The sequence below is a fragment of the Emticicia fluvialis genome (assembly GCF_024793945.1).
GTDB lineage: Bacteria > Bacteroidota > Bacteroidia > Cytophagales > Spirosomataceae > Emticicia > Emticicia fluvialis.
This window is the reverse complement of record NZ_JANUSD010000005.1, coordinates 160,883-186,849: the sequence shown is the minus strand read 5'-3', so window position 1 is coordinate 186,849 and position 25,967 is coordinate 160,883. Positions and strand designations below refer to the sequence as shown.

20 protein-coding genes are annotated in these 25,967 nt (G+C 43.0%); 10 read left to right on the top strand and 10 right to left on the bottom strand.

What is annotated here, in order from left to right; genetic code table 11:
• Nucleotide 1: 1 nt before the first annotated feature.
• From NZ848_RS07775 to NZ848_RS07760, 4 genes are all read left to right on the top strand, one after another.
• The gene (locus tag NZ848_RS07775) at nucleotides 2-580 is read left to right on the top strand and encodes an NAD(P)H-dependent oxidoreductase (protein ID WP_259015021.1); all 579 of its coding nucleotides are present in this window, start codon (nucleotides 2-4) and stop codon (nucleotides 578-580) included.
• Between the two features lie 11 nt (nucleotides 581-591).
• Nucleotides 592-1,641, top strand: a complete 1,050-nt coding sequence (locus tag NZ848_RS07770) for an efflux RND transporter periplasmic adaptor subunit (protein WP_259015020.1) — start codon at nucleotides 592-594, stop codon at nucleotides 1,639-1,641.
• Nucleotides 1,642-1,754: 113 nt separating this feature from the next.
• Nucleotides 1,755-4,793, top strand: coding sequence for an efflux RND transporter permease subunit (locus NZ848_RS07765; protein ID WP_259015019.1), 3,039 nt, complete (start codon nucleotides 1,755-1,757; stop codon nucleotides 4,791-4,793).
• Between the two features lie 149 nt (nucleotides 4,794-4,942).
• Nucleotides 4,943-5,320 (top strand): phage holin family protein, encoded by a 378-nt coding sequence (locus NZ848_RS07760; RefSeq protein ID WP_259015018.1) that lies wholly within the window; start codon nucleotides 4,943-4,945, stop codon nucleotides 5,318-5,320.
• A 155-nt stretch (nucleotides 5,321-5,475) separates the two neighbouring features.
• Here NZ848_RS07760 and NZ848_RS07755 read toward each other — a convergent pair whose 3' ends face one another.
• Complete coding sequence (locus NZ848_RS07755; RefSeq protein ID WP_253531597.1) at nucleotides 5,476-5,982, bottom strand: RNA polymerase sigma factor; 507 nt, start codon at nucleotides 5,980-5,982, stop codon at nucleotides 5,476-5,478.
• A gap of 342 nt (nucleotides 5,983-6,324) precedes the next feature.
• Between NZ848_RS07755 and NZ848_RS07750 the strand changes: the two genes are divergently transcribed.
• From NZ848_RS07750 to glpK, 3 genes are all read left to right on the top strand, one after another.
• Nucleotides 6,325-7,245: a sugar phosphate isomerase/epimerase family protein gene (locus NZ848_RS07750; protein ID WP_259015017.1), complete on the top strand. Its 921-nt coding sequence runs from the start codon at nucleotides 6,325-6,327 to the stop codon at nucleotides 7,243-7,245.
• Nucleotides 7,246-7,437: 192 nt separating this feature from the next.
• Nucleotides 7,438-8,697, top strand: a complete 1,260-nt coding sequence (gene fucP, locus NZ848_RS07745) for an L-fucose:H+ symporter permease (protein WP_253531601.1) — start codon at nucleotides 7,438-7,440, stop codon at nucleotides 8,695-8,697.
• A gap of 67 nt (nucleotides 8,698-8,764) precedes the next feature.
• On the top strand, nucleotides 8,765-10,261 hold the full coding sequence (gene glpK / locus NZ848_RS07740; protein WP_259015016.1) for a glycerol kinase GlpK: 1,497 nt from the start codon (nucleotides 8,765-8,767) through the stop codon (nucleotides 10,259-10,261).
• Nucleotides 10,262-10,307: 46 nt separating this feature from the next.
• Here the strand turns inward: glpK and NZ848_RS07735 are convergent, their stop codons facing one another.
• Nucleotides 10,308-11,072, bottom strand: a complete 765-nt coding sequence (locus tag NZ848_RS07735; protein WP_259015015.1) for an NUDIX hydrolase — start codon at nucleotides 11,070-11,072, stop codon at nucleotides 10,308-10,310.
• A gap of 296 nt (nucleotides 11,073-11,368) precedes the next feature.
• On the opposite strand from NZ848_RS07735, the gene NZ848_RS07730 reads away from it, so the two are divergent.
• From NZ848_RS07730 to NZ848_RS07720, 3 genes are all read left to right on the top strand, one after another.
• Complete coding sequence (locus NZ848_RS07730; RefSeq protein WP_259015014.1) at nucleotides 11,369-14,095, top strand: PQQ-dependent sugar dehydrogenase; 2,727 nt, start codon at nucleotides 11,369-11,371, stop codon at nucleotides 14,093-14,095.
• A gap of 33 nt (nucleotides 14,096-14,128) precedes the next feature.
• Nucleotides 14,129-15,157 (top strand): sugar phosphate isomerase/epimerase family protein, encoded by a 1,029-nt coding sequence (locus NZ848_RS07725; protein WP_259015012.1) that lies wholly within the window; start codon nucleotides 14,129-14,131, stop codon nucleotides 15,155-15,157.
• A 183-nt stretch (nucleotides 15,158-15,340) separates the two neighbouring features.
• Nucleotides 15,341-16,576 carry a thioredoxin family protein gene (locus NZ848_RS07720; RefSeq protein ID WP_259015011.1) on the top strand — a complete coding sequence of 412 codons (1,236 nt, stop codon included), beginning with the start codon at nucleotides 15,341-15,343 and terminating at the stop codon, nucleotides 16,574-16,576.
• 77 nt (nucleotides 16,577-16,653) lie between these two features.
• Here the strand turns inward: NZ848_RS07720 and NZ848_RS07715 are convergent, their stop codons facing one another.
• From NZ848_RS07715 to NZ848_RS07680, 8 genes are all read right to left on the bottom strand, one after another.
• Nucleotides 16,654-17,247, bottom strand: a complete 594-nt coding sequence (locus NZ848_RS07715; RefSeq protein WP_101724817.1) for an OmpH family outer membrane protein — start codon at nucleotides 17,245-17,247, stop codon at nucleotides 16,654-16,656.
• Nucleotides 17,248-17,254: 7 nt separating this feature from the next.
• Complete coding sequence (locus tag NZ848_RS07710) at nucleotides 17,255-17,812, bottom strand: OmpH family outer membrane protein (RefSeq protein WP_259015010.1); 558 nt, start codon at nucleotides 17,810-17,812, stop codon at nucleotides 17,255-17,257.
• A gap of 137 nt (nucleotides 17,813-17,949) precedes the next feature.
• Complete coding sequence (bamA, locus tag NZ848_RS07705; RefSeq protein WP_390890868.1) at nucleotides 17,950-20,604, bottom strand: outer membrane protein assembly factor BamA; 2,655 nt, start codon at nucleotides 20,602-20,604, stop codon at nucleotides 17,950-17,952.
• Nucleotides 20,605-20,615: 11 nt separating this feature from the next.
• Nucleotides 20,616-21,371 (bottom strand): isoprenyl transferase, encoded by a 756-nt coding sequence (locus tag NZ848_RS07700; RefSeq protein ID WP_253531623.1) that lies wholly within the window; start codon nucleotides 21,369-21,371, stop codon nucleotides 20,616-20,618.
• A 181-nt stretch (nucleotides 21,372-21,552) separates the two neighbouring features.
• Nucleotides 21,553-22,323 carry a type IX secretion system protein PorG gene (gene porG, locus NZ848_RS07695; RefSeq protein ID WP_158237874.1) on the bottom strand — a complete coding sequence of 257 codons (771 nt, stop codon included), beginning with the start codon at nucleotides 22,321-22,323 and terminating at the stop codon, nucleotides 21,553-21,555.
• 29 nt (nucleotides 22,324-22,352) lie between these two features.
• Nucleotides 22,353-23,366 (bottom strand): DUF6089 family protein, encoded by a 1,014-nt coding sequence (locus NZ848_RS07690; protein WP_101724822.1) that lies wholly within the window; start codon nucleotides 23,364-23,366, stop codon nucleotides 22,353-22,355.
• Between the two features lie 69 nt (nucleotides 23,367-23,435).
• Nucleotides 23,436-24,320: an NAD kinase gene (locus NZ848_RS07685; RefSeq protein ID WP_253531629.1), complete on the bottom strand. Its 885-nt coding sequence runs from the start codon at nucleotides 24,318-24,320 to the stop codon at nucleotides 23,436-23,438.
• A gap of 185 nt (nucleotides 24,321-24,505) precedes the next feature.
• Nucleotides 24,506-25,900: an MBL fold metallo-hydrolase RNA specificity domain-containing protein gene (locus NZ848_RS07680; RefSeq protein WP_259015008.1), complete on the bottom strand. Its 1,395-nt coding sequence runs from the start codon at nucleotides 25,898-25,900 to the stop codon at nucleotides 24,506-24,508.
• Nucleotides 25,901-25,967 lie beyond the last annotated feature (67 nt).

Here is a 25,967-nt window from a genome sequence, read left to right as displayed (position 1 = left end):
GATGAAAAAAGTACTACTGATACAAGGGCATCCTGATAGCGAGAGTTTCAATTTCGCTTTGTTTGATGCTTACAAGAAGGGCCTGACCGCATCTGGCGCCGAAATAAAAGAAATAATTATAGCCGATTTGAAATTTGACCCTATTCTGCGCTATGGCTACCGAAAACGAATGGAACTGGAGCCGGATTTACTGGAGTCGGTTGAAAAAATAAAATGGGCCGACCACCTCGTGTTTTTCTATCCGGTATGGTGGGGGTCATTTCCTGCCCTACTGAAAGGTTTTCTCGACAGGGTTTTTCTGCCGGGCATTGTGTTTGCCAAACGCGATAATTCACTGTGGTGGGATAAACTGCTGGTAGGTAAAACCGCACATATCATCAGTACACTCGACCAGCCGGCATGGTATTACTGGCTTGTAAACGGCCGACCCACCTATTACGCTATGAAACACATGACATTAGAATTCTGCGGCATAAAACCAGTACGTACCACCACCATTGGACCGTTAAGATTGTCGAGTGATGAGTACAGGAAAAAGTGGCTCAAAAAAATAGAAAAATCAGGCTTTAATCAGAAATAAACAGACCTTATATGAAAAAGAAATTTTTTCCGCTCATTTATGCATTCTTATTTCTTGTACTGGTAAGCTGCAGCAAGAAAAAAGAAACTGCCCAGCAGGAAGCCGAAGAGGTATTGCCGGTTGAAGTACAGAATGCTAGTATTAAAACACTTAGCGAACCTATTGTTGCCAGCGGTGTATTAGCGTCTAAATCAGAAATGAAACTGGCCTTTAAAACCGGAGGCATGATAAAAAAAGTGTATGTAAACGAAGGGCAATACGTGAAAGAAGGCCAGCTGCTGGCCGAACTTGACCTATCGGAAATAGATGCACAAGTAAAACAGGCAAGGCTGGGTCTTGAAAAATCTGAACGTGACCTCGAACGCGCAAAGAAACTCTATGCAGACGAAGCCACCACCCTTACCAATGTTCAGGATGCTACTACAGGCTATGATGTTGCCAGACAAAGCGTACAGGTAGCAGAATTTAACCAGAGGCTATCAAAGATTTATGCACCTGCCAGCGGCCGCATTTTAAGAAAAATAGCTGAGCAGGGCGAATTAATTACACCGTTTGCTCCGGTATTTATACTTGGCACGGGCGAGTCTGCTTATATCGTTAACGTGGGTCTGGCAGACAAAGATGTGATAAAAGTAAAAACAGGTGATGCGGCCACTGTGTATCTGGATGCTTACCCGAACGAACCTTTCAGCGCCCGCATCACACAACTGGCGCAGACCGTTAACCCGGCCACCGGTACCTTTGAGGCTGAACTGCAGATACAACCCAACGGTAAAAAACTGATATCAGGTTTTGTGGCAAAAGCGGAGATATCGACAGGAAAAGGGCTGGTATCAGTAGCTGTACCCGTAGAGGCACTTGTTGAGGCCGACAAAACCAAAGCCTTTGTTTACGTGCTGAATGCCGATAACAAAAGTGTTAGCAAAAATGCGGTTAGCATTGGCGGTATCTTTGGCAGGCACGTGGCTATAACAGCCGGGTTGCCGGAAGGAACACCCGTAGTTACCAAAGGCGCCAATTTTCTGAGCGATAAAAGCAAAGTAAAAGTGGTGCAGAAGTAGGTTATTCTGCCATTATCTATCTACAGTAAATGGCCATTCCCTACAAGCGTATCAACTGAATAGATTAGCCGCCGATATCTGTGGCTGTTTGTTACACCTAATACATTATTCAAATGCGTCTAGCAGAATTTTCCGTAAAAAATTACCAGTTCACTATCATTATTTTCATAATGATACTGGCCATTGGTGTCAACTCTTTGTTGAATATGCCCAAAGCCGAAGACCCCGACCTGAAGGCTGTTTTCAATAGCATCATTGTGGTGTATCCGGGTACATCTCCGGCCGACATGGAAAAACTGGTGGTTGACCCAATAGAAGACCGCCTTTCGGGTATCAGCGATATCAAAAAAGTAACATCTACTTCTGATGAAGGCGTGGCCAACATTGTGGTTGAGTTTCAATACAAAGTAAACGTTGACGAAAAATATAACGAGGTTGTAAGAGAAATAAACGCTATACGGAACACGCTGCCCACAGATATTTACAGCATAGATATTATGCGTTATACGCCTGAAGGTGTAAACATCATACAATGTGCTTTGTTATCAGAAACTACCCCATATAAAGATCTGGAAAAAGAAGCCAGATTACTGAAAGAAGATTTACTGAAAGTAAAATCTATCAAGGCAGCAGAAGTATGGGCTTTCCCGAAACAGCAGGTGCGCGTGGCGGTTAATCTTGACAAAATGGCGCAGTTTCATATACCGCTAAACCGGATTCTGGGAGCCATTCAGTCAGAAAACGCCAATATACCAGCAGGAAATATCGAAATCGGGAGCAGGAAGTTCAGCGTAAAAACGTCTGGAAGTTATGAAAATCTGGAAGAAATAAGGAACACCGTTGTAAATACCTCAGGCACCGCCGTTACTTATCTGAAAGATATTGCCGAAGTAAACATGGATTACGAAGAAGAATCGTACATGGGCAGGCTGAATGGCAAACGTGCCGTGTTTGTAACTGCCAACATGAAAGCCGGAAGTAATATTTTTGACACCGGAGATAAAATCCGCCCGGTTATTGACAATTTCAAAAAGAATCTTCCACCAAATATCCGGTTTGAGCAAAGTTTCGACCAGGTCAAGAGTGTTTCCACCCGTTTATTAGGGTTAACGCGCGATTTCGGCATTGCCATTCTTCTGGTATTAATTACCCTCATACCTCTGGGCTTCAGGGCATCGGTTATTGTAATGATATCCATTCCGCTCTCACTAGCTATGGGTCTTACCATGCTCGACCTGGCCGGCTTCGGCATTAATCAGCTAAGTGTAGTGGGGTTAGTTATTGCTTTGGGGCTACTGGTTGATGACTCAATTGTAGTTGTTGAAAACATTGCTCGCTTTCTGCGTTCGGGCATGCCCCGCCGCCAAGCGGCCATTGAGGCAACCAAGCAAATCGGGCTGGCGGTTTTGGGTTGTACAGCTACCCTGATTTTTGCTTTTTTACCACTCTGCTTTCTGCCAGAGGCCGCAGGAGACTTTATCCGTAGTTTGCCAATAGCGGTTATCACTACCATTATTGCCTCTTTATTTGTGTCTCTTACCATTGTGCCATTTCTGGCCAGCCAGCTAATGCCCAGAGAAGAGCATCAGGAAAACGTGGTGCTAAAATTAATGAAACGCGGCATTGAGGGGTCGTATCGTAAGATACTACACCTGGCGCTCAGGCATCCTGTTATCAGTCTGGTTATTGCCTTTGCTATTTTTGCTGGTAGCCTGGCGCTGATTCCGGTAGTTGGTACAAGTGTATTCCCCCGCTCTGAAAAACCGCAGTTTCTGATTAATGTTGATACCCCATTAGGCACAACCCTCTCAGAAACCGACAAAGCTACCCGTTTTGTTGAAAACGAGCTGGCAAAGCATGAAATCGTGAAAAACTATGCAACAAATGTTGGGAAGTCTAATCCGAGAGTATATTATAATGTTTTACCTGTAGGCGGTACGCTATCTAACTTTGCACAAATTTTTGTGCAGTTGCAGGACGACGTAGAAGTACCTGAAAGAGAAAAATTTATTGACGAGCTTCGCAAAAAATTTGACTTATTTGCGGGTGCCAAAATAAAGGTGATTCAGTTTGAGCAGGGCCCGCCGGTAGAAGCACCGCTGGCTGTACGTATTCTTGGTGAAAACCTCGATTCACTACGGGCTATTTCATTCAGAGTAGAAAAAATATTCAAAGAAACCCAGGGTACTATTTATGTTAACAACCCCCTTTCGGCGCAGAACGTAGACCTCAGAGTAAACATCAACAAAGACAAAGCAGGTATGTTGGGTATTCCAACTGTAGATATCGACAGAACCGTGCGCATGGGTATTGCAGGTATCAACATGGGAACCTTTAAACAAAATGATGAAGACGAGATTGATATCAATGTAAGTCTGCCTCGTGGAGAACGTGCCGGTATGGACGCCTTCCAGAAAATGTTTATCAGTAACCAGATGGGCAGTCTTATTCCGCTCAGGCAGGTAGCCTCTATAGATTTTGAAACATCGCCGAACAGAATTAACCATTATGACCGTGACCGCTACTCAACTGTTACTGCCTTTATAAAAAGCGGTTACCTGACGCCAACAGTAACCAAAGAAGCCAGCAAGCGCATATCTGAACTTAAACTGCCCAAAGGCTATTCGATAAAAATGGCCGGAGAAGTAGAACGCTCTCAGGAAACATTCGGCGGCTTAGGTACTATTATCATGATTACCATTTTCGGTATCATGGCTATTCTGATTCTTGAATTTAAAACTTTCAAGAGCACTATTATAGTGCTGTCGGTTATTCCTCTGGGTATGATAGGAGCTATTCTGATTCTGTTGTTTACGGGCAATTCATTGTCGTTCACGGCCATAGTTGGTATTATAGCTCTGGCAGGTATAGAAGTAAAAAACTCAATATTATTGGTTGACTACACCAATTTCTTAAGAAAAGAGCGGGGTTTAGGTATAAACGAAGCCATAGAAGAGGCCGGCGAAACCCGGTTTATACCAATAGTACTAACTACGCTTACAGCCATAGGCGGCCTGATTCCATTGGTGCTCGAGCATTCACCACTCTATTCGCCATTAGCATTGGTAATGATTGGCGGTCTGGTATCATCTCTGATACTGACCCGCATTGTAACGCCGGTAATGTATAAGTTGCTGCCCCCTCAGATATAATTCTTTCTTCAGGGCGATGCCGTTGACGGGCATCGCCCTAAAACTTTCTCAAGTCTTTTTGTCAGATGCCTTGTTTTATCTACCTTGCAATTGTTTAAGGGCTACTATGTGTCAGGCCCTGCAACTGAAATACAAAGAATCTGTATCGTATGGCTGACTTTCTGAATCTTAGCGACTTCCGCGACAACGTCATCAGGCTTATTGAAGCAAAATTTGAATTAACCAAATTAGGCTTTCAGGAAAAAATAGAAGGCATTGCCGTAAAAGCCATTTATCTGCTTGTTTTATTTATTTTATCTATAACGGTTATCATTTTTCTCAGTATTCTGGCGGCGATTGGGCTCAATATTTGGCTGAAAAGCCTCTGGCTGGGTTATCTGATTATATTTCTGGTTTATGCGGGTATTCTGGCATTATTTGTTTTTGCCCGAGACCGTGTTCAAAACAAAATAAAAGAGCAGGTTCAACAGATAGTGGATGAAAATCTTAATAATATGCCTGCTGACGACGCCCCGCCGGAACTATAACCCATAAATTGATTTACCTTTTATATAACAAAAAAGTTATCCGCTCGCACAGATAACTTTTTTAGTATTTCGTATTTAGCACACACACTTTCAATACTGCCGCCCCGGTATTTGCCAGAAGTTGATTATCAGGCAAACACATTTTTGAAGTAAACTTAAAAGGCATACATACTTAGCTTTTCTTTCAGCTCTTTTCTGGCAATGTGTATTCTGTTTTTGACCGTTCCGATAGGCACTTTCAGTTTCTGTGCTATTTCATGATACTTAAACCCACTGAAATGCATCATAAACGGTTGGCGATAATTCTCATCCAGGGCCTCAACCGCATGGTTGATGTCTCTCATGGTAAAAGAAGAATATGCTTCATTTTCAATGCTGCTTTCAGTACTGTTGATAAAGTGTAAATTGTCTGTTGTATCTATAAATGTATTTCTTCTCATTATCCGCTGGTAATTGGTAATGAAAGTGTTTTTCATTATCGTATAAAGCCAGGCCTTCAGGTTTGTACCATCGGTGTACTTTTCACGATTCATAAATGCTTTTACAAGCGTATCCTGCAATAAATCATTGGCGTCCTCCTGGTCTTTAGTCAATCTAAAGGCAAAAGGCTTTAATGCCTTTGAGGTCTTTGAAATGGCGTAATTAAATTCAAGAGTTGTCATGGTTTGTTTATCTTTTTTCATTTTTCGTTAAACAAAAATAAAAAATAAATTTTCAGAATACCAAAACTGCCCCATTTTTTTTGCAAGAATTTTATTAAAAGAAAAAACCAGGCATTAATTGGGCGGAATCGACCTGTTTCATTAAACAGCAGGCTATTAAAAACACTAAAAAATTGTACCAGCCATAAATTCTGTTTAACCTGAATGGCGTGAGATTCCCCACTTTCCATCTTCGCGCGGTGCCAACCTACGTTCGGCAAGCGAATTATCGCTGTTAATTATTTACTGATTAAACAAAAAAGATTTACTTTACGCTCTGATAAAATAACCCTCGATTGAAATATGTTAAAACTTGGATTTGTAAGTGCTATCTTAGCCGATTTTGGTTTTGAACACGTAGTAGATTTCGCTTCGAAAAACGGATTTGCCTGCCTTGAGATGATGTGCTGGCCCAAAGACAACTCTGAAGCCCGCCGTTATGCCGGCGTTACACACATAGATGTAAATAATCTGGACGATAAACATATAAAGTATATTAAAGATTATACCCATAGCAGGGGGATATCCATATCAGGGCTGGGTTATTATCCGAACCCCCTAGACCCCGACACTGAAAAGGCAGAATACTATGTAGAGCATATCAAGAAAGTTATTGTAGCCTGTAACAAACTGGGGGTACCGGTTATGAACACTTTTATTGGCCGAGACCCCAGGAAGAATATTCAGGAAAACCTCATTACCTTTAAAAAAGTATGGAAGCCGATTATTGAAACGGCAGAGCAGGAAGGAATAAAGATAGGTATTGAAAATTGCCCGATGTTTTTTACAAACGACGAATGGCCGGGTGGAAAAAACCTTGCCATCTCTCCGGCAGTTTGGGATGCCATGTTTGAGGCATTCCCTACTCCGCTTTTTGGTTTGAATTATGACCCGTCGCACATGATATTCCAGATGATGGATGAAGTAAAACCTATCTATCAATATAAAAACCGGTTACATCATATACATATTAAAGATGTAAAGGTTTACAGAGACAAACTAGACAGAGTAGGCATTCTGGCCAATCCGTTAGAATACCATTCACCCAAGCTGCCGGGTCTGGGCGATGTAAACTGGCGTGGGTTCTTCACTGCCTTAACGGATGTACGCTACAAAGGCCCTGTGGTAATTGAGGTAGAAGATAAGGCCTATGAAGGCAGCATTGACGACATCACGTCGGCTATTCTTACCGCCCGTAACTACGTAAAGCAGTTTTTGCCTTAGAATAAACGTAAAATTTATTAATTCAGCGAGGCAAGGCGCGCCTCGCTGTTTTTATTTTCAGGCCACAAAGCAGGCACGCTTCTTTAAAAGTTTATATTTGTTTAAATTTTATCTTATTATTTCTTAAAAAATTCTCATTTTTGAACAAAATCTGTTCAATCAAAAAAATTGAAATTTTAACCCTAAACTATCATGGCTTCTATTTCGGGCAACAAACCCAATTTCCAGACCACCGCTACTCAAAACAATTATCTGGTTCCGTTTATTCTTGTTACAAGTTTATTCTTTTTGTGGGGCTTTGCCATTAGTATGCTAGACGTACTCAACAAGCACTTTCAGGAAACCCTCAGCCTTACCATCTCTCAATCTACCTGGGTACAGATTGTTACCTATGGGGCTTATTTCCTGATGGCACTGCCTGCCGGTATGTTCATGAAAAAATGGGGTTACAAAAAAGGCATTCTGGCCGGTTTGCTGCTTTATTCGGGTGGGGCATTTCTGGTGTATCCGGCCAGTGAGGCACAGTCGTGGACGTTTTTCCTGATTTCTTTATTTATATTAGCTTGTGGTCTGGCATTTCTTGAGACAGCGGCCAACCCTTATGCTACCGTTCTTGGCCCGGCAGAATCGTCAGAAAGACGTCTGAATCTGGCGCAGTCGTTCAATGGCCTGGGTGTTATTATCGGGCCATTGGTTGGCAGTATGCTGGTTTTCAGCGAACATAAACAGAGTATTGAAGAGGGTTTCAAATCTGTGCAGCTACCTTATATGATTGTCGGTGGCGCCGTTTTGTTAATTGCACTGATGTTTCTGAGAACCCCCATGCCTGAAATTCAGGAGTCTGCCTCTGCTGCTGAAGATATGGGAGCCGACAACACTTCATTTGGCCGTTCTTTATCTGGTCTTTTTAGGCACAAACACTTTGTGCTTGGGGCATTTGCCCAGTTTTTAAACGTAGGTGTACAGGGTTGCGTATGGGGGCTGTTTATCAATTTTGTAATGGACGCCATCAAAGTTTCTAATATTGATGCTTCACGCTGGTTGTCGTTAGGTATGATTATATTCATGGTTGGCCGGTTTGCCGGTACATTCCTGATGCGCTACATTAAACCAAACATATTGTTGGGCATATATTCGCTGGGCATTGTTGCTTCTTTGTTGGTGGCATCTCAGGCAAAAGGACAAATAGCAGTTAATGCCCTTATGGCATTCTTCTTTTTCCAGAGCATCACTTTCCCTACCATTTTCTCTTTAGGCGTAAAAGACCTGGGTAAATATACCAAGTTAGGGTCGTCATTCATCATTATGGGTATTGTAGGCGGCGCGGCGTTCCCTCCTATTATGGGTGCCATAGCCGACAGCACAGATATTGCTACCTCTTTATTATTACCAGTAGCCATGTTTGCCTACATTGCCTGGTATGGTTTCTCGGGTTCTAAAGTAAGCAGATAAGATATATTGAAAACAAAGGCAGGGTTTATTCCTGCCTTTGCTATATCAACAATACTATTCAATCTCTATGAAGTACATTGCATCTATCGACCAGGGTACAACCAGTACCCGCTGTATTATCTTCGACCGCAAAGGGAATATCGTTTCGGTTGGACAAAAAGAACATGAACAGATATACCCCAAGCCCGGTTGGGTTGAGCATAATCCGGAGGAAATCTGGAAAAACACGCTGGAAGTTATTGCCAGAGCCCGCATAGAAAAAAGCATTAAAACAGAAGACATTGCCGCCTGCGGTATTACCAACCAACGAGAAACCACAGTTGTATGGAACAAACGCACCGGTAAAGCCTATTACAACGCACTGGTTTGGCAAGATACCCGTGTAGATGAAACCGTAAAAGCGCTCACCAGAAGCCACGGATCAGCGTTTTTTCAGGACAGCACGGGTCTGCCGCTGGCTACCTATTTCAGTGGCCTGAAAATCAAGTGGATTCTCGACAATGTACCGGGGGTGAGAGAGGAAGCCGAAAAAGGAAATGCCATTTTTGGTAACATGGATACCTACCTTATCTGGAACCTGACAGGAGGCATTAACGATGGTTTGCACATAACTGATGTTACCAATGCCAGCCGGACACAATTAATGAATCTGAAGTCGATGGCATGGGATGCTGAAATGGCAGAGATTATGAATATTCCATTGCAGATGCTACCTAAAATAGAGCCGAGCAGTAAGGTATATGGCCGCATTACATCTGAGGTACTGGCTGGGATTCCGCTTGCCGGAGACCTCGGCGACCAACAGGCCGCCCTTGTGGGGCAAACCTGCTTTGAAGCAGGCGAAGCAAAAAATACCTATGGTACCGGCTGCTTTATGCTCATGAACACAGGCACTGAACTGGTACCCTCTAAACACGGATTATTAACCACTGTGGCGTATCAGTTTGAAAACCAGCCAGTGCATTATGCGCTGGAAGGGTCGGTGGCTATTGCAGGGGCATTGGTGCAATGGCTGCGCGACAACCTGGGTATTATTAAAGAAAGTACTGATATTGAACCTTTAGCTAAAAGTGTTGATGACAATGGCGGAGCCTACTTTGTACCGGCTTTCTCAGGCCTGTATGCCCCCTACTGGAAGTCATCGGCCAGAGGCGTAATGGCTGGCCTGACCCGCTATGTAAACAAAGGCCACATTGCACGTGCAGTATTAGAAGCTACTGCCTATCAGACAAAAGATGTACTCAATGCCATGGAAAACGACTCGGGCATTGAAATACGCTCTTTAAGAGTAGATGGCGGCATGGTAGTAAATGAATTGCTGATGCAGTTTCAATCTGATATGCTGAAGGTTCCGGTCATTCGCCCTACCATGATTGAAACCACCGCCCTAGGGGCAGCCTATGCCGCAGGTTTAGCCGTAGGATATTGGAAAAACTTCGACGATCTGATACAAAACTGGGGTGTAGACAAGACCTGGAAACCCAAAATGAAAGCCTTAGAAAGAAACAAACTCTACAAAGGCTGGAAAAAAGCGGTGAAACGGTCGTTCGATTGGGAGAAATAAAATATTATTACCAGAGGCGCAAATATCATCATGCGCCTCTGTTGCTTTATATAGTAAACAATATTTCGCTTCTTACCGCTCTATCATATTTCTCTTTATCAAACCTGTATAAGAACGGTGATTTAAAGGCCCCGCCTGTCCGTTTTTCAGGTAGTTTTTCCAGAATATCATAACTTAACACCAGCTTCTGGAAATTCCGTCGGTCTAGCTGTTTACCCAGAATAGTTTCATAAAGCCTTTGCAGTTCGGGCATGGTAAATTTTTCCGGCAAAAGGTTATAGCCTATCGGCTGATAACTCACTTGTCTGCGCAGTGCTTTCAGGGCCATTTCAATCATATAGTTGTGGTCAAAAAGTAAATCAGGTATGGCCGAAATCTCCCACCAGCGGCATTCATCGGTGTACCAGTCAGGGGTAGCCATTACCTGTTCAAATTCAACCAGTGCCATATAGCCGATAGACACGTTGCGTTTCATGTATTTCTCGTCATAAAAATGTTTGCCGAACGTCTGCTCCATTTTACTCATCAATACCCCCGGGTCAAATTTCTTATAGCGGTCAGTTTCTCCGAAAGTGTAAAATTGTTGTAGAAAAATCTCTTTAAGCCCTGTTCTTTCCTGCAAAATTCTGATAACCGCATCATTAACGGCCTCGTCCAGATAAATACGCCCACCCGGAAGGCTCCAGGAGTCGGTGCCCTTCCATTTAAGCAGCAGCACCTTCAGTTCTCCGGCATGAAATCCAAAAATCACACAATCAATTGATACTTCTTTTAATGTAGCTTCCAGATATTGTTTTAGTCGTGGGTCCATATCAGTGTTGGTTTCAGCCCAAAAATAAAAAAATTCTTTGTGTTTATTGTACACATTGAAAAATTCTCTATTATTGCGTAGTTTTTACACATTAGCATAGTTATTTTTAAAATCAGAAAAATCCTATTACTTGTCTCTTTTATATTCAACCTTGCCTTTTATACCTATTTTGCTCAGCCGCCTTATTTTGTTTTACGGTTAGCAAAATTGATAAAGGTGAACCTTTTACCATCTGAGCGCAAAGTTTGAAAGAACAAACTATCACCCCGAAAATGTAATAAAACCTGATTGAAATTATGAGAACAATTATCAAAGGCCTTTTGTTAGGCATAATGCCACTGGCTATGCTGGCGCAGGTGCCTGAAGAAAACCGCTTTCAGAAAGTAACCCTTACCGAAAACCTGAATGAGCCGCTTGAGCTGGCTGTGCTACCAGACGAACGCGTGCTATTTATTGAACGCCACGGGCTGGTAAAGATGTACAGCCCCCTTACCAGAAAAACTACTACTATTGCCACTATTCCGGTTAGTACCAAGTACAATTTTGCAGATGGCGGGCAGCCTGAGGCAGAGGATGGATTACTCGGACTAAACATTGACCCCAACTTTGCGAAAAACCACTGGGTTTATCTGTATTACTCTCCAGCCGGAAGTGAGCCCAAAAATGTTCTGGCACGCTTTGAATTGAAAGGCAACACGCTAGACATGAATAGTAAAAAGGTAATACTGGAAATACCCACCCAAAGAGACCAATGCTGCCATACCGGTGGCTCAATTGACTGGGACTCTGCCGGGAATCTGTATCTTTCAACCGGCGATAACACCAGCCCGAGGGCATCTGACGGCTATGCGCCCATTGATGAGCGCCCCGGTCGCAGCCCTTACGATGCGCAGAAATCTTCTGCGAACACCAATGACCTTAGAGGCAAGATTATCCGTATTCACCCTGAAGCCGATGGCAGCTATACCATTCCCGACGGTAACCTGTTTCCGAAAGGCACACCTAAAACACGCCCTGAAATATATACCATGGGCCACAGAAACCCTTACAGAATATCGGTTGATAAAAAGAATGGCTTTTTGTATTGGGGAGACGTAGGCCCCGATGCCGGAAAAGACTCAACAGGCCTTGGCCCGGCAGCTGAAGACGAGTTTGGGCAGGCCCGTAAGGCAGGTAATTTTGGCTGGCCCTATTTTGTGGGCGACAATAAAGCTTATTGGCACTTTGATTTTGCCAGCCAGAAATCGGGCGATAAGTTTAATCCTGAAAAACCAATTAATAATTCTCCTAATAATACCGGTCTGCAAGAGCTGCCCCCTGCGCAGAAAGCTTTTCTGTGGTATCCGGCAGCAGAATCAAAGAAGTTTCCGCTCTTTGGTTCGGGTGGCCGCAGTGCAATGGCAGGCCCGGTTTATAGAAAAGAATTGTTTGCCGGTGCCAAACGTGCATTTCCTGATTACTATAATAATAAGCTGTTTATTTATGAATGGATGCGCGACTGGATAATTGCCGTAACAATGAACGAGCAGGGCGATTACGTAAAAATGGAGCGTTTTTTACCTAATCTGAAACTGGAACACCCCATTGACATGGCTTTTGGGCCGAATGGGGATATGTATATACTCGAATACGGCCAAGGTTGGTTTGTGGCCAATCCGGAATCAAAACTTGTAAGAATTGAATACAACGGCGGTAATCGTAAACCAATGGTAATGGCAATGGCAGATAAACAGGCCGGTGCTTTACCACTTAAAGTGACGTTTTGGTCAGAAGGAACAAGAGATTATGATAATGATGCCCTGAAATATGAATGGAAAATAACGCCACAAGCGGGTGGCAATCCGGTAATACTTACCGACCCAAACCCTACCTATACTTTCAGTAAGCTGGGCACTTATAAGGCGGCACTAACGGTAACAGATGCCCAAGGCCTTAAAGATACCAAAGAACTGATTATCAAGGCCGGAAACGAGCCACCACAGGTTTCGCTTGCGCTTTTGAGTGGCAACCAGACCTTCTTTTTCCCTGACAAAGAAGTGCCTTACGAAGTGAAGGTATCTGACAAAGAAGATGGCAGCCTTGACAATAAACGTATACCGGCCGCCAAAGTGAAAATTACGGCTATTTATCAGGATGCCGAAGATGCTCCACAAGTTCAGGGGCATCAGGCAGCGCCGGTTACTTTTACAGCAGGCAAAAACCTGATTGACAAAAGCGATTGCAAAGCCTGCCATTTTCAGGATAAAAAATCAATCGGCCCCGCCTTTACTGAGGTATCCAAAAAATATAAGACCAATAGTAATGCAGTTGCTGTTTTATCAGACAAAATCATTAAAGGTGGCGCCGGTGTATGGGGCGACGTGGCCATGTCGGCCCATCCGAATATTGGCTTGCCCGAAGCCGGACAAATGGTAAAGTATATCCTGAGCCTGGCAGATAAGAAAACACCCCCTGCTTTGTTACCGCCCAAAGGCACGTTTGCAACCAGAATACCTGACGGGGCCGACGCCGGAAAAGGCGTCTTTAAAGTTAAGGCCTCTTATACCGACAAAGGCGCCAACGGGCTGCCTGCACAAACCACCGAAAAAACAGTGGTGCTGCAAAGCCCTACCATATTACTTGGGCAAGCCCCGGAAACATCAAAAAACATCATGAAATTCAAGATGGGCGAAACCAATCTGTTGATAGTAACGGCGGCCAATACCTATGCGGCCTTCAAGAACATTGACCTCACAGACGTGAAAACCCTGCGCTTCATAATAGCAGCCCCTAAGCAACAGCTAAACGCACAAGGCGGAATTGTAGAAGTGCATACCGGTTCGCCGGATGGGCCGCTATTGGGCAAAACAGATTTTGTTGAGCCTAGTGACGACATGAACGCCTTCTCGGGTGCGAAACTGCCCAAGACTTACCAGGTGCGTATTCCGGCCACTAATGGTTTCAGTGATTTGTACTTTGTTTTCAAAAACGACAAATCAAAAGGCGCTTTGTTTGTGCCTTTTTCAGTAACCTTCGAACCATAATTTCAGAAATATCCATCATTTAATAATCAACTCATGAATACACGTCGTCAATTTCTGAGCCAGTTAGGCCTTGCTACAGCAGGTCTAGGCTTGTCAAGCATGTTACCCGATACCCTTTTAGCAGCTGAATCAGCAAAAAAATTCACCTTCGAAATCTCACTGGCTGAGTTCTCTTTCGCTTCAGAGTTATATACCGGCAAAATGAAAAACATGGATTTTCCGGCCAGAGCCAAAACCGAATTTGGTATTTCTGTCCTTGAATACGTTTCAGGGTTTTTCAACAATAAACATACCGACCAGGCCTATATGAAAGAACTGAAACAGCGCTGCGATGACCTGGGCATGAAAAACCACCTGATTATGGTAGACGGTGAGAACATTGCATCGCTGGATGCTGCCAAGCGCCAGAAAGCGGTAGAAGCCCATTACGCATGGGTAGAGGCTGCAAAATATCTGGGTTGCACGTCTATCAGAGTTAACTGGGGCGATGCCATGTCGGCACTATCGGGTAAAGGCGAAGAAGGAAGCATGGAAGAAGTAGGCAAAGCCGCTGCCGACGGGTATCAGAAATTATGCGATTTCGCAGCCAAAGCAGGCCTGAATGTAATTGTAGAAAATCACTTCGGATATTCAACCGACCCCGACTGGCTGGTGAGTGTGATGAAACAGGTAAAAGCAAAAAACAAAGGCTTTTTGCCTGACTTTGGTAACTTCTGTGCTGAAAGAAGCAAGCCTGCCACTATGGATCTGAAAGGTATTATGGCTACTAAATGCGTAAAAGAGCATGACAAGTATGACGGCGTACAGAAAATGATGCCTTATGCCAAAGGCATAAGCGCCAAAACCCATAAATTTGGCCCTGATGGAGAAGATGTAGATACTGATTTCATCAGAATATTTAAAATTATTAAGGCTTCCGGCTGGACAGGCGGTTATGTAGGTATAGAATATGAAGGAGGCCTGATGAGAGACCTGGGCGGAGACACCAGTTACCTGCCCAATGCAGATGGCATAAAAGCCACCAAAAAGCTATTGGAAAAAGTACAGAAAGAACTGGCCTGAAAGTAATCATTACATTTTTCAAAGCCATCAACGTTAACGCGTTTGATGGCTTTATTTTTATAAACTATTGCTCTGAATCTATTACCTTTACTGTTTGTAGCTGTAAGCAATTACTGTTGCTGTAATAGCAAAACCATTTAAAAAGTATTACACTAAATACCGCTTTTGACAAGCACCGTTTCAATGAAAAAAACATTATTACTGTCGGCAACTTTATTATTTTTTCAGACCCTGGCATTGGCACAGGGCATTATGTGGGAACCCACCATAGAGACTGCCTTTGCCAAGGCGAAAGCTCAGAACAAACCGGTTTTTGTTGAATGCTATCATCCCAGCTGCCCTATTTGTATGAAGCTGGAACCAACCCTGAAAGATAATGAAGTGGGCAAGTTTTATGACCAGAATTTTATCAATTTCAAGCTGAATCTGAGCGATGCGCGGCAGGTAAAGTTTCTGAACGACAAAAAAATCTATCTGCTAAGCTATCCGCTCTTTTTGTTTTTTGATAACAACCAGAACATCATTTATCTTAACGACCCTATCAATACGCCCGGAAGCCTGATACAACATGGCAAAACTGCGCTTGACCCCGAGAGACAAACAGCCAACGCCTGGAAAAAATATCTGGCCGGTACCCGCGACGTAAACTCAATGATAGACCTGAGTTACCAATACAGGCTTACAAGAGACACTACCCGAAATTTAAGAATTGCCAATGATTTGTATGCGGTGTATCCGAAAGACAAACTGGGGTCAAAAGAAAGCTGGGCTATAGCCAAAAAATGTGTAATGGATATGGATAACGGCTTTGCCGAATTCTGGATGAAGAATCTGGGCACGGCCCGTAAATATGAAGGAGAAGACGGGCATGCAGGCAATGAAACCAACGCTATGGCCCTGCTGATACAGATGGCCATTTATAGCCCCAAAGCCAGCAAATACTCAATGGCTAAGGTAAATAAAATTAAACAGTACATGACCCTTGTAGGTGCGGGGCAATACATAACCAGCAATACCTGGCACATTGAGGCACAGGCCATGATTCGTGAGCAGGGCCAAGACAAAGCCTTTACCTTTATACAGAACCAGGTGAGCCAGACAAAGCAGCCGCAAATGCTGGTTTATTACGTAACGTTTTACAATAATAATTTCCCTGACGGAAAATACGCTGCGCAGGTAAGAAACTGGCTGAATGTAGCACAGCCCCAGTTGAGCTCAGCCCAAGACCTTACCAATTACAGATATGAGTCGGCTCGTTTGTATAAAAAAGCAGGCGATAAAGCCAAAGCAAAGCAGGAAATTGCTCAGGCTAAAACTACACTTGGTAATGCCCGTGCCAACGCTAAAGATGCAAATAGCAGAAATGTAGTGGAAAGCCTGTCGAAAAACATTGATAAACTAGCCGCTGAAGTAAATTAACAGCCATTTTAAACCCCATAAAAAAAGGTCTCTGTAGTTTTACAAAGACCTTTTTTTATGCAATGCCCTTAATGAAATTAGTTTTTCTTAGGAGCAGGAGTAGTAGCCGGAGCCGTTGTTGTATTACCAGCTGCTTGTTTGGCAGGAGGCGTAACACCTAATTTTTTGAAAACCAGGTCTGAGATATTATCAGCATCAGGAGCAACCAACAAGATAGGCGTAGTACCCGGGCCTGCATCTGTATTAAATACATACACATAACCGCTTTCTTTGGCTACTTCTTTAATAGTTTTGTCAATTTTATCTAAAACCGGAGCCAACAATTGTTGTTGTTTTTGTTGCAAAGCAGTTTCAGAATTTTGTTGAAATTCCTGAATTGCATTGTTTTGGTTTGTCAATTCTTTCTCGCGGTCAGCTCTGATTACCGGCGACATAGTTGCCTGGTTTTTTTGGTAATCTTCATATTTCTTTTGAAAATCCGTGATTTTATCCTGCAACAATTTGTCGTATTGTGCTTTTTCGGTTTTCAATTTTGTTTCTATATCTTTAGCATCGGGTAAGTTGTTAAGAATAAAATCTACGTTAGTATATCCGATTTTTTGTTGAGCATTCGCAGTAATACCGACAAACATTAAAGCCGCAATCAACGAGGCAAAAAGCTTTGTTTTCATTTTGTTACTATTTTTTTGGTTTGGTTACTTGGTTATTTTGATTTTTATCTTCCTTTAAGGAAATCCCCAGGGCCTCCATTACATAATCTGTGTAATCGTGGCGGGGGTCGGTGTAAATCATGCTCATATCTGAGGCCTTGTCAAATATAAACATTAATTGTTTCTGGCGGGCAACTTTCTCACAAGCTTTGTAGATGTCGTCCATGATTGGCTTCATTATTTCCTTTTTTTTGGCAAATAAAAGGCCGTTCATTCCAAAAATTTTGTTGTTTAACTCTTTTACTTCTTTTTCTTTATCATCCAGCGCTTTCTGCCGCTCTCGCTTCATCTCGGCTGTCAGGAGAATCTCTTCCCGTTGAAACTGCTGCCGCATTTTTTCTAACTCTTCGTACTTGCCCTGCACATCCAGCACCCATTTTTCAGAATATTTCTCCATCTCGTCCTTGGCTTTTTTGTATTCGGGCATCTTGCTGGTAATGAACTCCGAATCAATGTACCCAAACTTTTGTGCAAAAGACTGAATAGAAAAGAGTGCCAAAAATAGCAAAATAATTGTCTTTTTCATTCAAAAATAGTTACGAATGGATAATATTTTCTTCTCTGGTTTATTACTAACGTCTTTTGAGGTGCTTAATTGCCTTATTAACGCCGTTCAGTCAGGGCTGGTATACTATTAACAGATATTAACAAAAAAGCCCTTTGTTATCTGATTTGCTGACCAATACTGAACGTGAACGATTTTAAACCTCGGTTCGGGATACCCGGAATCGGGTCAAATCCTTGTCCGAAGTCAAGACCAAGCAAACCAAAAGCAGGCATGAAAATCCTGGCGCCCACACCGGCAGTACGACGTAACTTGAACGGGTTAATATCTTTATAACTACCCCAGCTATTACCGGCTTCGGCAAACACCTGTAAGAATATAGTTGCCTGTGGGTTCAATGATACCGGGTAGCGTATTTCGGCTGTATATTTACTGTAAGCCAAACCACCCAGACGGCTTAGTGTGATTTCTCCTTTTCTGTATCTTTCGGCCTCATCCATCGACAACTCATGTACAACGCCTTCGTCGTATCCGCGCAAACCTATCAGTTCAGCACCTACGTTCATGGCATTCTGCATACCCAGACCGGCTCCTCCGAGAATGAAACGGCCAAACGGGCTGTAGTCTGAACCAGAGCTGTATTTTCCAAGGAAACCAAGGTTAGCTTTGGCGTGCAAGATAAACTTACCTACAATTGGCGTATACCAATCGCCATCAAACATCCATTTATGTCCTTCAATCCACTTAAATTTGTCGGTGGTTGGTGTGCCTCTCAGAATTGAGTAAGGCGGGTTAAAGGTAGCCGATAAAGTAAACTGAGAGCCAGAACGTGTAAACTGCGGGTTATCAAGCGCATATCTTGATATGGCTGTAATCAACGACAGGTCGTTCGCTACCCCCTTCTGGAAACCCGGAATAAAGTAACTGTTATCTACATTATATCTCTGGTAAGACAACGAAGCATTGAAACTGAAGTTTCTGTCGGGCCAGTTAAGGCGTTTACCATACGTAAGCGACGCCCCGGTGTTTTTAAAGTACCCGTTATAAATACTTGCCCCGCCTAACATTGAAAGATAAGGCGAATTGGCTCCATATTGTCTTTCAAGCGCTCTCTGATACGCACGGTTGTCAGACGAAGTATGGAAGATGCTCACTGTAAATGAGTTTGGTTTTTTGCCACCCAGCCAGGGCTCTGTAAATGAAACAGAGTAGGTTTGATAGAACCTGCCGCTGGCCTGCACACGCAATGCCAGTTTTTGGCCGTCTCCGGCAGGTAAAGGCCGCCATTTGTTCAGGTTGGTGATATTTTTGGCAGAAAAGTTATTGAAAACAACCCCAAAAGTACCCACAAAACCCTGCAAACCACCCCAACCGCCGGAAAGCTCTATGTTATCACTTGGTTTTTCTTCAACGTTATATTCAATATCAACTGTGCCATCTGCCTGAGGAATAGGCTTTGGCTCAATTTTCTGTGGGTCAAAGTAGTTCATACGGGCCAGTATCTGTTGAGACTCTATCAATTCAGTTTTGCTGAATTTCTGACCCGGACGGGTCAATAGCTCTCTCATGATTACGTGGTCGCTTGTTTTGGTATTACCATTCAGAATGATACGGTTAATGGTGGCCTGCTTGCCTTCAATAATACGCATTTCAATATCAATCGAGTCGCCATCAACGGCTACTTCAATCGGCGTACAGCTAAAGAACAGGTAGCCGTCGTCCATATACATAGAACTCACGTCTCCCTGTGGAATCCCGTTTATGCGTTTATTTAAATCTTCAGGGTTATATACGTCTCCCTTCTCAACACCCAGTATTCTTTGCAGGTCTTCAGTTTTACGGAGGTAGTTACCTGTCCAGGTAATTTTACGGTAATAAAATTTATGGCCTTCGTTAATATTCAGCACAATGTTCAGGTTGCGGCCATCTGGCGAATACACCGAATCTGATGTAACCTGGGCATCACGATACCCTTTTTTGTTATAGTATTCTACCAGTTTCTGTTTATCTTCTTCAAACTTTTTAGGTACAAATTTTGAGGGTGTAAAAATTCTCAGCGGCGCTTTTATTTTGGTACTTTTCAGCTTGGCCAATACACGCCAGTCTGGCATTTCTTCTACGCCATTCAGTTTGATATCGTTTATTTTTACTTTCTTTTTCTTATCAATATTTACAATCAAGGTGGCATTGTTTGCTCTGATGGTATCTGATACCTGTTTGATTTGAACATTGGTATTAAGAAACCCTTTATCGACATAGATTTTCTTGATAGTAAGCTGAATATTTTTGATAAGGGCATCGGTTATTACTTTTCCCTTATTCGATTTCACCTTGTCGCTTACGGTTTCAATTTCGCCTTTACGTATACCTTTAAAGGTAAATTTATTTAGGCGGGGTCTTTCGCGCAGGTTGATATCCAGCTCTACTTTTCCACCTTCTATTTTAACAATGTTAATGGCTACGTCTTCAATGATACCCTGCTCCATCAGCCTGCGGATTGCCGTACTGATTCTTTCGCCGGGAATGGAAATCTTATCGTTTACGTTCAGCCCTGAAACTGAGATAAGGGTGTTTGGGTCGAGGAATTTAACGCCGCTGACAGTAATTTTTGATATGGTGTATTCCTGAGGCCGTTCATAGCTAACGCCATTGGCAGACTGCGCGCCCTGCCGCCCAACACCAATTCTTAATTGAGCAAAAATTTCTGTTGAAGAAAACAAAAGTGCAATAAAAAGGAAGCCTTTTTTTAATCTGATAGTGGGTATCCCGGAAAAGGGTTGGTTAAACTGATACTTTTTACTTGTAAAGATCATCATTTTATTTTTTATACCTCTTTTAAGACAGGAGGTAATTGCTCACTTGTTTTTCCGAAGCGTCTTTCGCGCTGCTGGTATTGATAAATCGCCTCGAACAGGTGTTGTTTGCGAAATTCGGGCCAAAATAAATCGTCTATGAAATACAATTCTGCATAGGCCAGTTGCCAGAGCAGATAATTACTGATGCGGTGGTCGCCGCCTGTACGAATCATCAGATCCACGTCAGGGGCGTCGCCGGTAGCCAGAAACTGAGCAAATACATCTTCGTTTATGTCTTCAAGAGCCAGTTTACCATCTTTTACCTGCCGTGCAATTTTTCTGGCAACTTCTACTATCTCCCATTTGCCACTATAACTTAGTGCCAGTGTTAAGGTAAGGCCTGTATTGCTTTTAGTCAGCTCTATTGATTCTTTTAATTTCTTCTGCGCAGATTTGGGTAGTGAGTCCAGGTCTCCGATAGCTTTCAGACGAACATTATTCTTGTTTAGGTCGGGTACTTCTTCACCAATGGTTCTGATAAGCAATTGCATGATACCGTCAACTTCAAGCTTCGGCCGGTTCCAGTTTTCTGTTGAAAACGTGTATAAAGTAAGGTATTTTACACCAAGCTCTACACAGGCTTCAACTGACTCTCTCACTGCCTTGATACCATGATGATGCCCGAAAATACGCATGGCACCCTGCTTTTTAGCCCATCGACCGTTGCCATCCATTATAACGGCTATGTGTTTGGGTAAATTGCTTAAATTAATGTTTTCTTTCACGTAAAAAAACTATTATCAATGGTGAATTATCAACCAAACGTAGTGTCAATTGATGAAAAGGATTGCAAAGTTAGGAAAAAAGAACTGTCATTGATAAGTTTTTACCGATTTGTAGACTTTTGTTATAATTTTTTAACAAAAAACAGCAGAATCTTTCGCCAAAGTACATAAAACAGAAAATTTATCGTCTGACCGGAGGGCAATAAATCTTGTAAAATACATAACTGATACTGAAATTGGTATAGTAGTACATGTCTTTTGTTCTTGTTCCGGGTACTTGTGTTTTAAGGTTATATTTTACTATATTATCAATGCCTGTGTTTAAGTTAGTGTTATAGACACCATCTTTGTTATAGCCCAGGCCATCCACAAAGTCATCGTTAATCCAGCGTGTGCCAAACTCCATTCCCCAGTTCCAATGCGGGCTCAGTTCTTTTTTAAATCCAATACCGAGAATCCAGGCATTGGTACGGGTATCGCTGTATCCGCTGGTATAATAAAATGAAGGCAGTAAAATATCTGAATAACTTCTGATATTGTAATTAGTAGAACGAATGGTAAAAGCAGCACCGCCAAAAACATAAGGAGACCAGTTAGTAGCATTACGGGAAGAGCTGGTCCGGAAGTTCAGAAAATTATATTCAATCTGGCCACCCATTTCTAAAATTCTGGCATTAAAATTAAAACCCCGTGTTCTGTGATACACATCGTCCATGTCGCTGTCATTTGCATGAACCCTGCCTGCAACTACGTTAGCCTTTAATGATATGGAGCGGCTTATGTTCATCCGCCCGAATAGGTTGGCACCAGGGTCAACCACAAAGGGTTTATATTTGGGTAGTACGTCTCCTTTATAGTTAAGCCCGCCTACACCTGCGCCGATTTCAAATATCTGCGCATGTAGTTTGGGCAAAGCCGCAATGAGTATTACCAGTACAAGACTTTTTTTCACCAGAATTTTATACTAAAAATAAAACAATTTTATCTGAGTGGCGGGCATTTGATGCCATCGCCAATAATATAACTTAATGTAATTTGGCTCAGGAAATAGCTGTCCCATCTTGAGCCACCTCTCACGGTACCTGCTGAATAGCCGCTACCATTAACAAAAGGCGTCTGGCCTGCTGGCGCACCAAATTTAGTTTGAACAATGTACTGGAAATCTTCCACACGGCTCTTGCCGGTAGCTGCTGAAAAATTCTCAGAATATCTGTTTGAGAACGCCGCTGATTCAGGCGAAGGATAAGTAGCCGGGTATGTGGCATCACCTACATCATCCAGATAATCAAACGGAGTTATTCTGAAGCCGCCTTCCAGGTTTATATCAAACTTCTGGTTTACTCTTATTTTAAAGCCTAAACCTACCGGAACTACCGCCTGAACTAAAGAGTACGGCTTTGGCCCACCCGAACCCTGGCCAGATGTCTGTAAATCTTTCAGAGGAATCCATTTTCCTAATCCTTTATAGCCGCCTGTTGCATCTGTTGCTGACTCTCTGGCTTTGGGGTTATGGGCATAAAACCCAATTCCTAAAACGGCATAAGGCATAACCAGATTTCTGTTCTTTTGCCCTTTGGCTGCCGACGGTAAAAGATTAAACAAGCCCGATACGGTAAACTCTTTTATATCGTTTCTGAAATGAAGGTTTCTCATGTATGTTTTGTAAAACCTGTCTAAATCTCTTTTTCCATAAGTATAGTCGTCGCCGGCTATCCGGGCATAAGTAAATGAAAACCTGGCAGCTACCTGCGACGAAAAATGCCATGTATAATTAAGTGTACCGTTCCAGCGTACATTGGTAATCAAACCATAATAGAATGTACCGTAAGGCGACAAGTCTCCGAAATAATGTGATGAACCAACTCCGATTCCAACGGTCGAATACTGATACATCTTATTTTTATTACTAAAAATGTTTAACTGCGCGTTGGATTCTGATATACCCGTCAGTAACAAAGAAATACACAGCACACCGCTTAATAATGCTTTTTTCATGTTGTGAGTTTTCATCTAAATTAGCAAAGCTAGTCTGAAATAGTTAACGTATGTTCAAATAAAATATTATCAGTTACGGGCATCTACACCCCATTTAAGTTTATTTCTGAGGGTGTTCAGAAAATTATTGCCATCAATACGAATCATTCTGGCTTTGAAGCTTTCTTTTTTCACAACAATGGTGTTGTCGTCTTCTGTTGCAATGATCTTGGCGCGCGAATCCATAGACACCAGATAATTATTACTGCGGCTTTCTACTTTTAAAGAAATAACGCTGCTGTCTGACACAATCATGGGCCTCACAAAGAGGTTATGCGGGCAAATAGGCGTTATTATAAAATTGGCAGAATGCGGCATTACCAATGGCCCGCCACAGCTGAGCGAGTATCCGGTTGAGCCTGTTGCTGTTGCTACCATCAGGCCGTCAGCCCAATAAGTATTCAGAAATTCGCCGTTAATGTAGGCATGCACCACAATCATTGACGACGTATCTGTTTTAGATATGGCCACTTCGTTCAATGCAAAATTCATGCCTTCTTCAAATATTTCAGCGTCTGACGACGCGCACAGCATGGTTCGCTCATCAATGTCGTACTGGCCGTTTACCAGCTGGCCAATAGTGGTTTCAATCTGCTCATAAGAGACCGCCGCCAGAAAACCCAGACGGCCAAAATTAAAACCCAGAATGGGAATCTCGCGCTTGCCCACGTGCGACAGCGTCTCCAGGAAGGTACCGTCTCCGCCCAGGCTGAAGGCGAGGTCGGCGTTGAAAATTTCCTGCGATGAGGTGTATACATTTTTACACTTCAGCTGGATGCCCGATTGCAGCAAAATACGTTTGAAGGACTCTGACAGCTGGATTTCAACCTGATGTTTGTCTAGTTCATCAAAAACCTGCTGTACATGAGGTACAGACTCCACATTGAATTTTCGACCGTGAATGGCGATTTTCATTAGGAATTATATTAAAATTGCTGTTAAAACGGGCATTGAAGTGCAAAGATGCCAAAAAACTGTCACATCTGAAATCTCCTGCAAAGGTATGATTTAATTCTTGATTCCCGAAAATACAATCTGCTTATACCTGCGTATTGCCCCAATTTATCTGCAAAGCCGATTTACACTGCGGCAGCCAGCTACTATAAATTGAATATTTCACCCTGCGCCGGTATCAGAATCTGATTAAACCCTGCCAGCATCAGGCGGTTTTTAAACGCCAGCTGACTGGGCAAATCGCCGTGCACCAAAAACAGTTGCTTTACTTTTGAGGCATTCTGGCAGCCCAGGTAGGCTATCAGTTCTGAGTAATCGGCATGGGCTGAAAAAGAATCCATTATTTCTATGTGCGCGTTTACCCGGTGTACTTCTCCAAAAATTTTAACGTGCTTGGGTTGAAGCTTCAAAGCCGCACCCAGGCTTTCGGGCGAGCAATAACCTACCAGCAATATGGTATTATTGTGGTTTTCTATATTATTGGCAATATGATGCTTGATTCGCCCTGCCTCTGCCATGCCCGACGCCGAAATAATGACGCAGGGTTCTTTTGAGGCGTTCAGCGCTTTAGACTGGTTTACCTCGCTGATGTAATGGAGGTTATCAAAGCCGAAGGCATCGCCGTCATGTTTTATATAGCCCAGTATTTCCGGGTTAAAGCATGACTCATTCCGCTTCATTACCATAGTGGCTTTAACGGCCAGCGGGCTGTCTACATATACTGGTATTTTGGGGAGTTTCCCCTCAGTATATAGCTGGTCAAGGGCATATACCAGCTCTTGTGTGCGGTCTACGGCGAAGGCCGGAATTATCAACTTACCTTTCCGTAAAACGCAGGTGTCATGCACCACTTTCAAAAGGTGCGCTTTCATGTCTATTTCAGGCTCATGCAGGCGGTCGCCGTAGGTTGATTCACATATAATGTAATCTGCCTGAGGGAATGGCTCTGGGCTACGCAGGATTTTATCATTCGGCCGACCGACGTCACCGGTAAAAAATATTGTTTTGGTTTCTTCGGCTTCTTCAAATGTCAGGTAAATACCAGCGCTGCCCAAAATGTGGCCGCTGTCAAAATACTCCACCTTAACGCCCTCTTCCAGATAAAACGGGGTGTGGTAATCAACAGTTTTGAATAACGCAAGGGCCGCTTTTACGTCTTCTTCGTCATAAAGTAGTTCCAGTAAGGTTTCGCCTCTCTTTTGCCTTCTTTCGTTAATCCGCTCCAGGTCTTTTTCCTGTATGTAGGCCGAATCGAATAACATTATTTCACAAAGGTCTTTGGTGGCATAAGTGGCATATATATCGCCTTTAAAGCCCTTTTTTACTAATCTAGGCACCAGACCCGTGTGGTCTATATGTGCGTGGCTAAGCACCAGCACATCAATTTCTTTGGGGTCAAACCCAAACTGCAGGTTCAGGTCAGAAGTGTTAATTCCCTGAAATAATCCGCAGTCTAACAAAATTCTGGTTCCTTTTCGGGTAGTAATCAGGTGTTTGCTACCCGTTACGCGCTGTGCGGCTCCGTGAAATTGAATTTTCATAATATTTTCAAATAATATTTATGTCGGTTAAAACTTTTCTGATGGCCAGACTCAGGAATAAGCATTG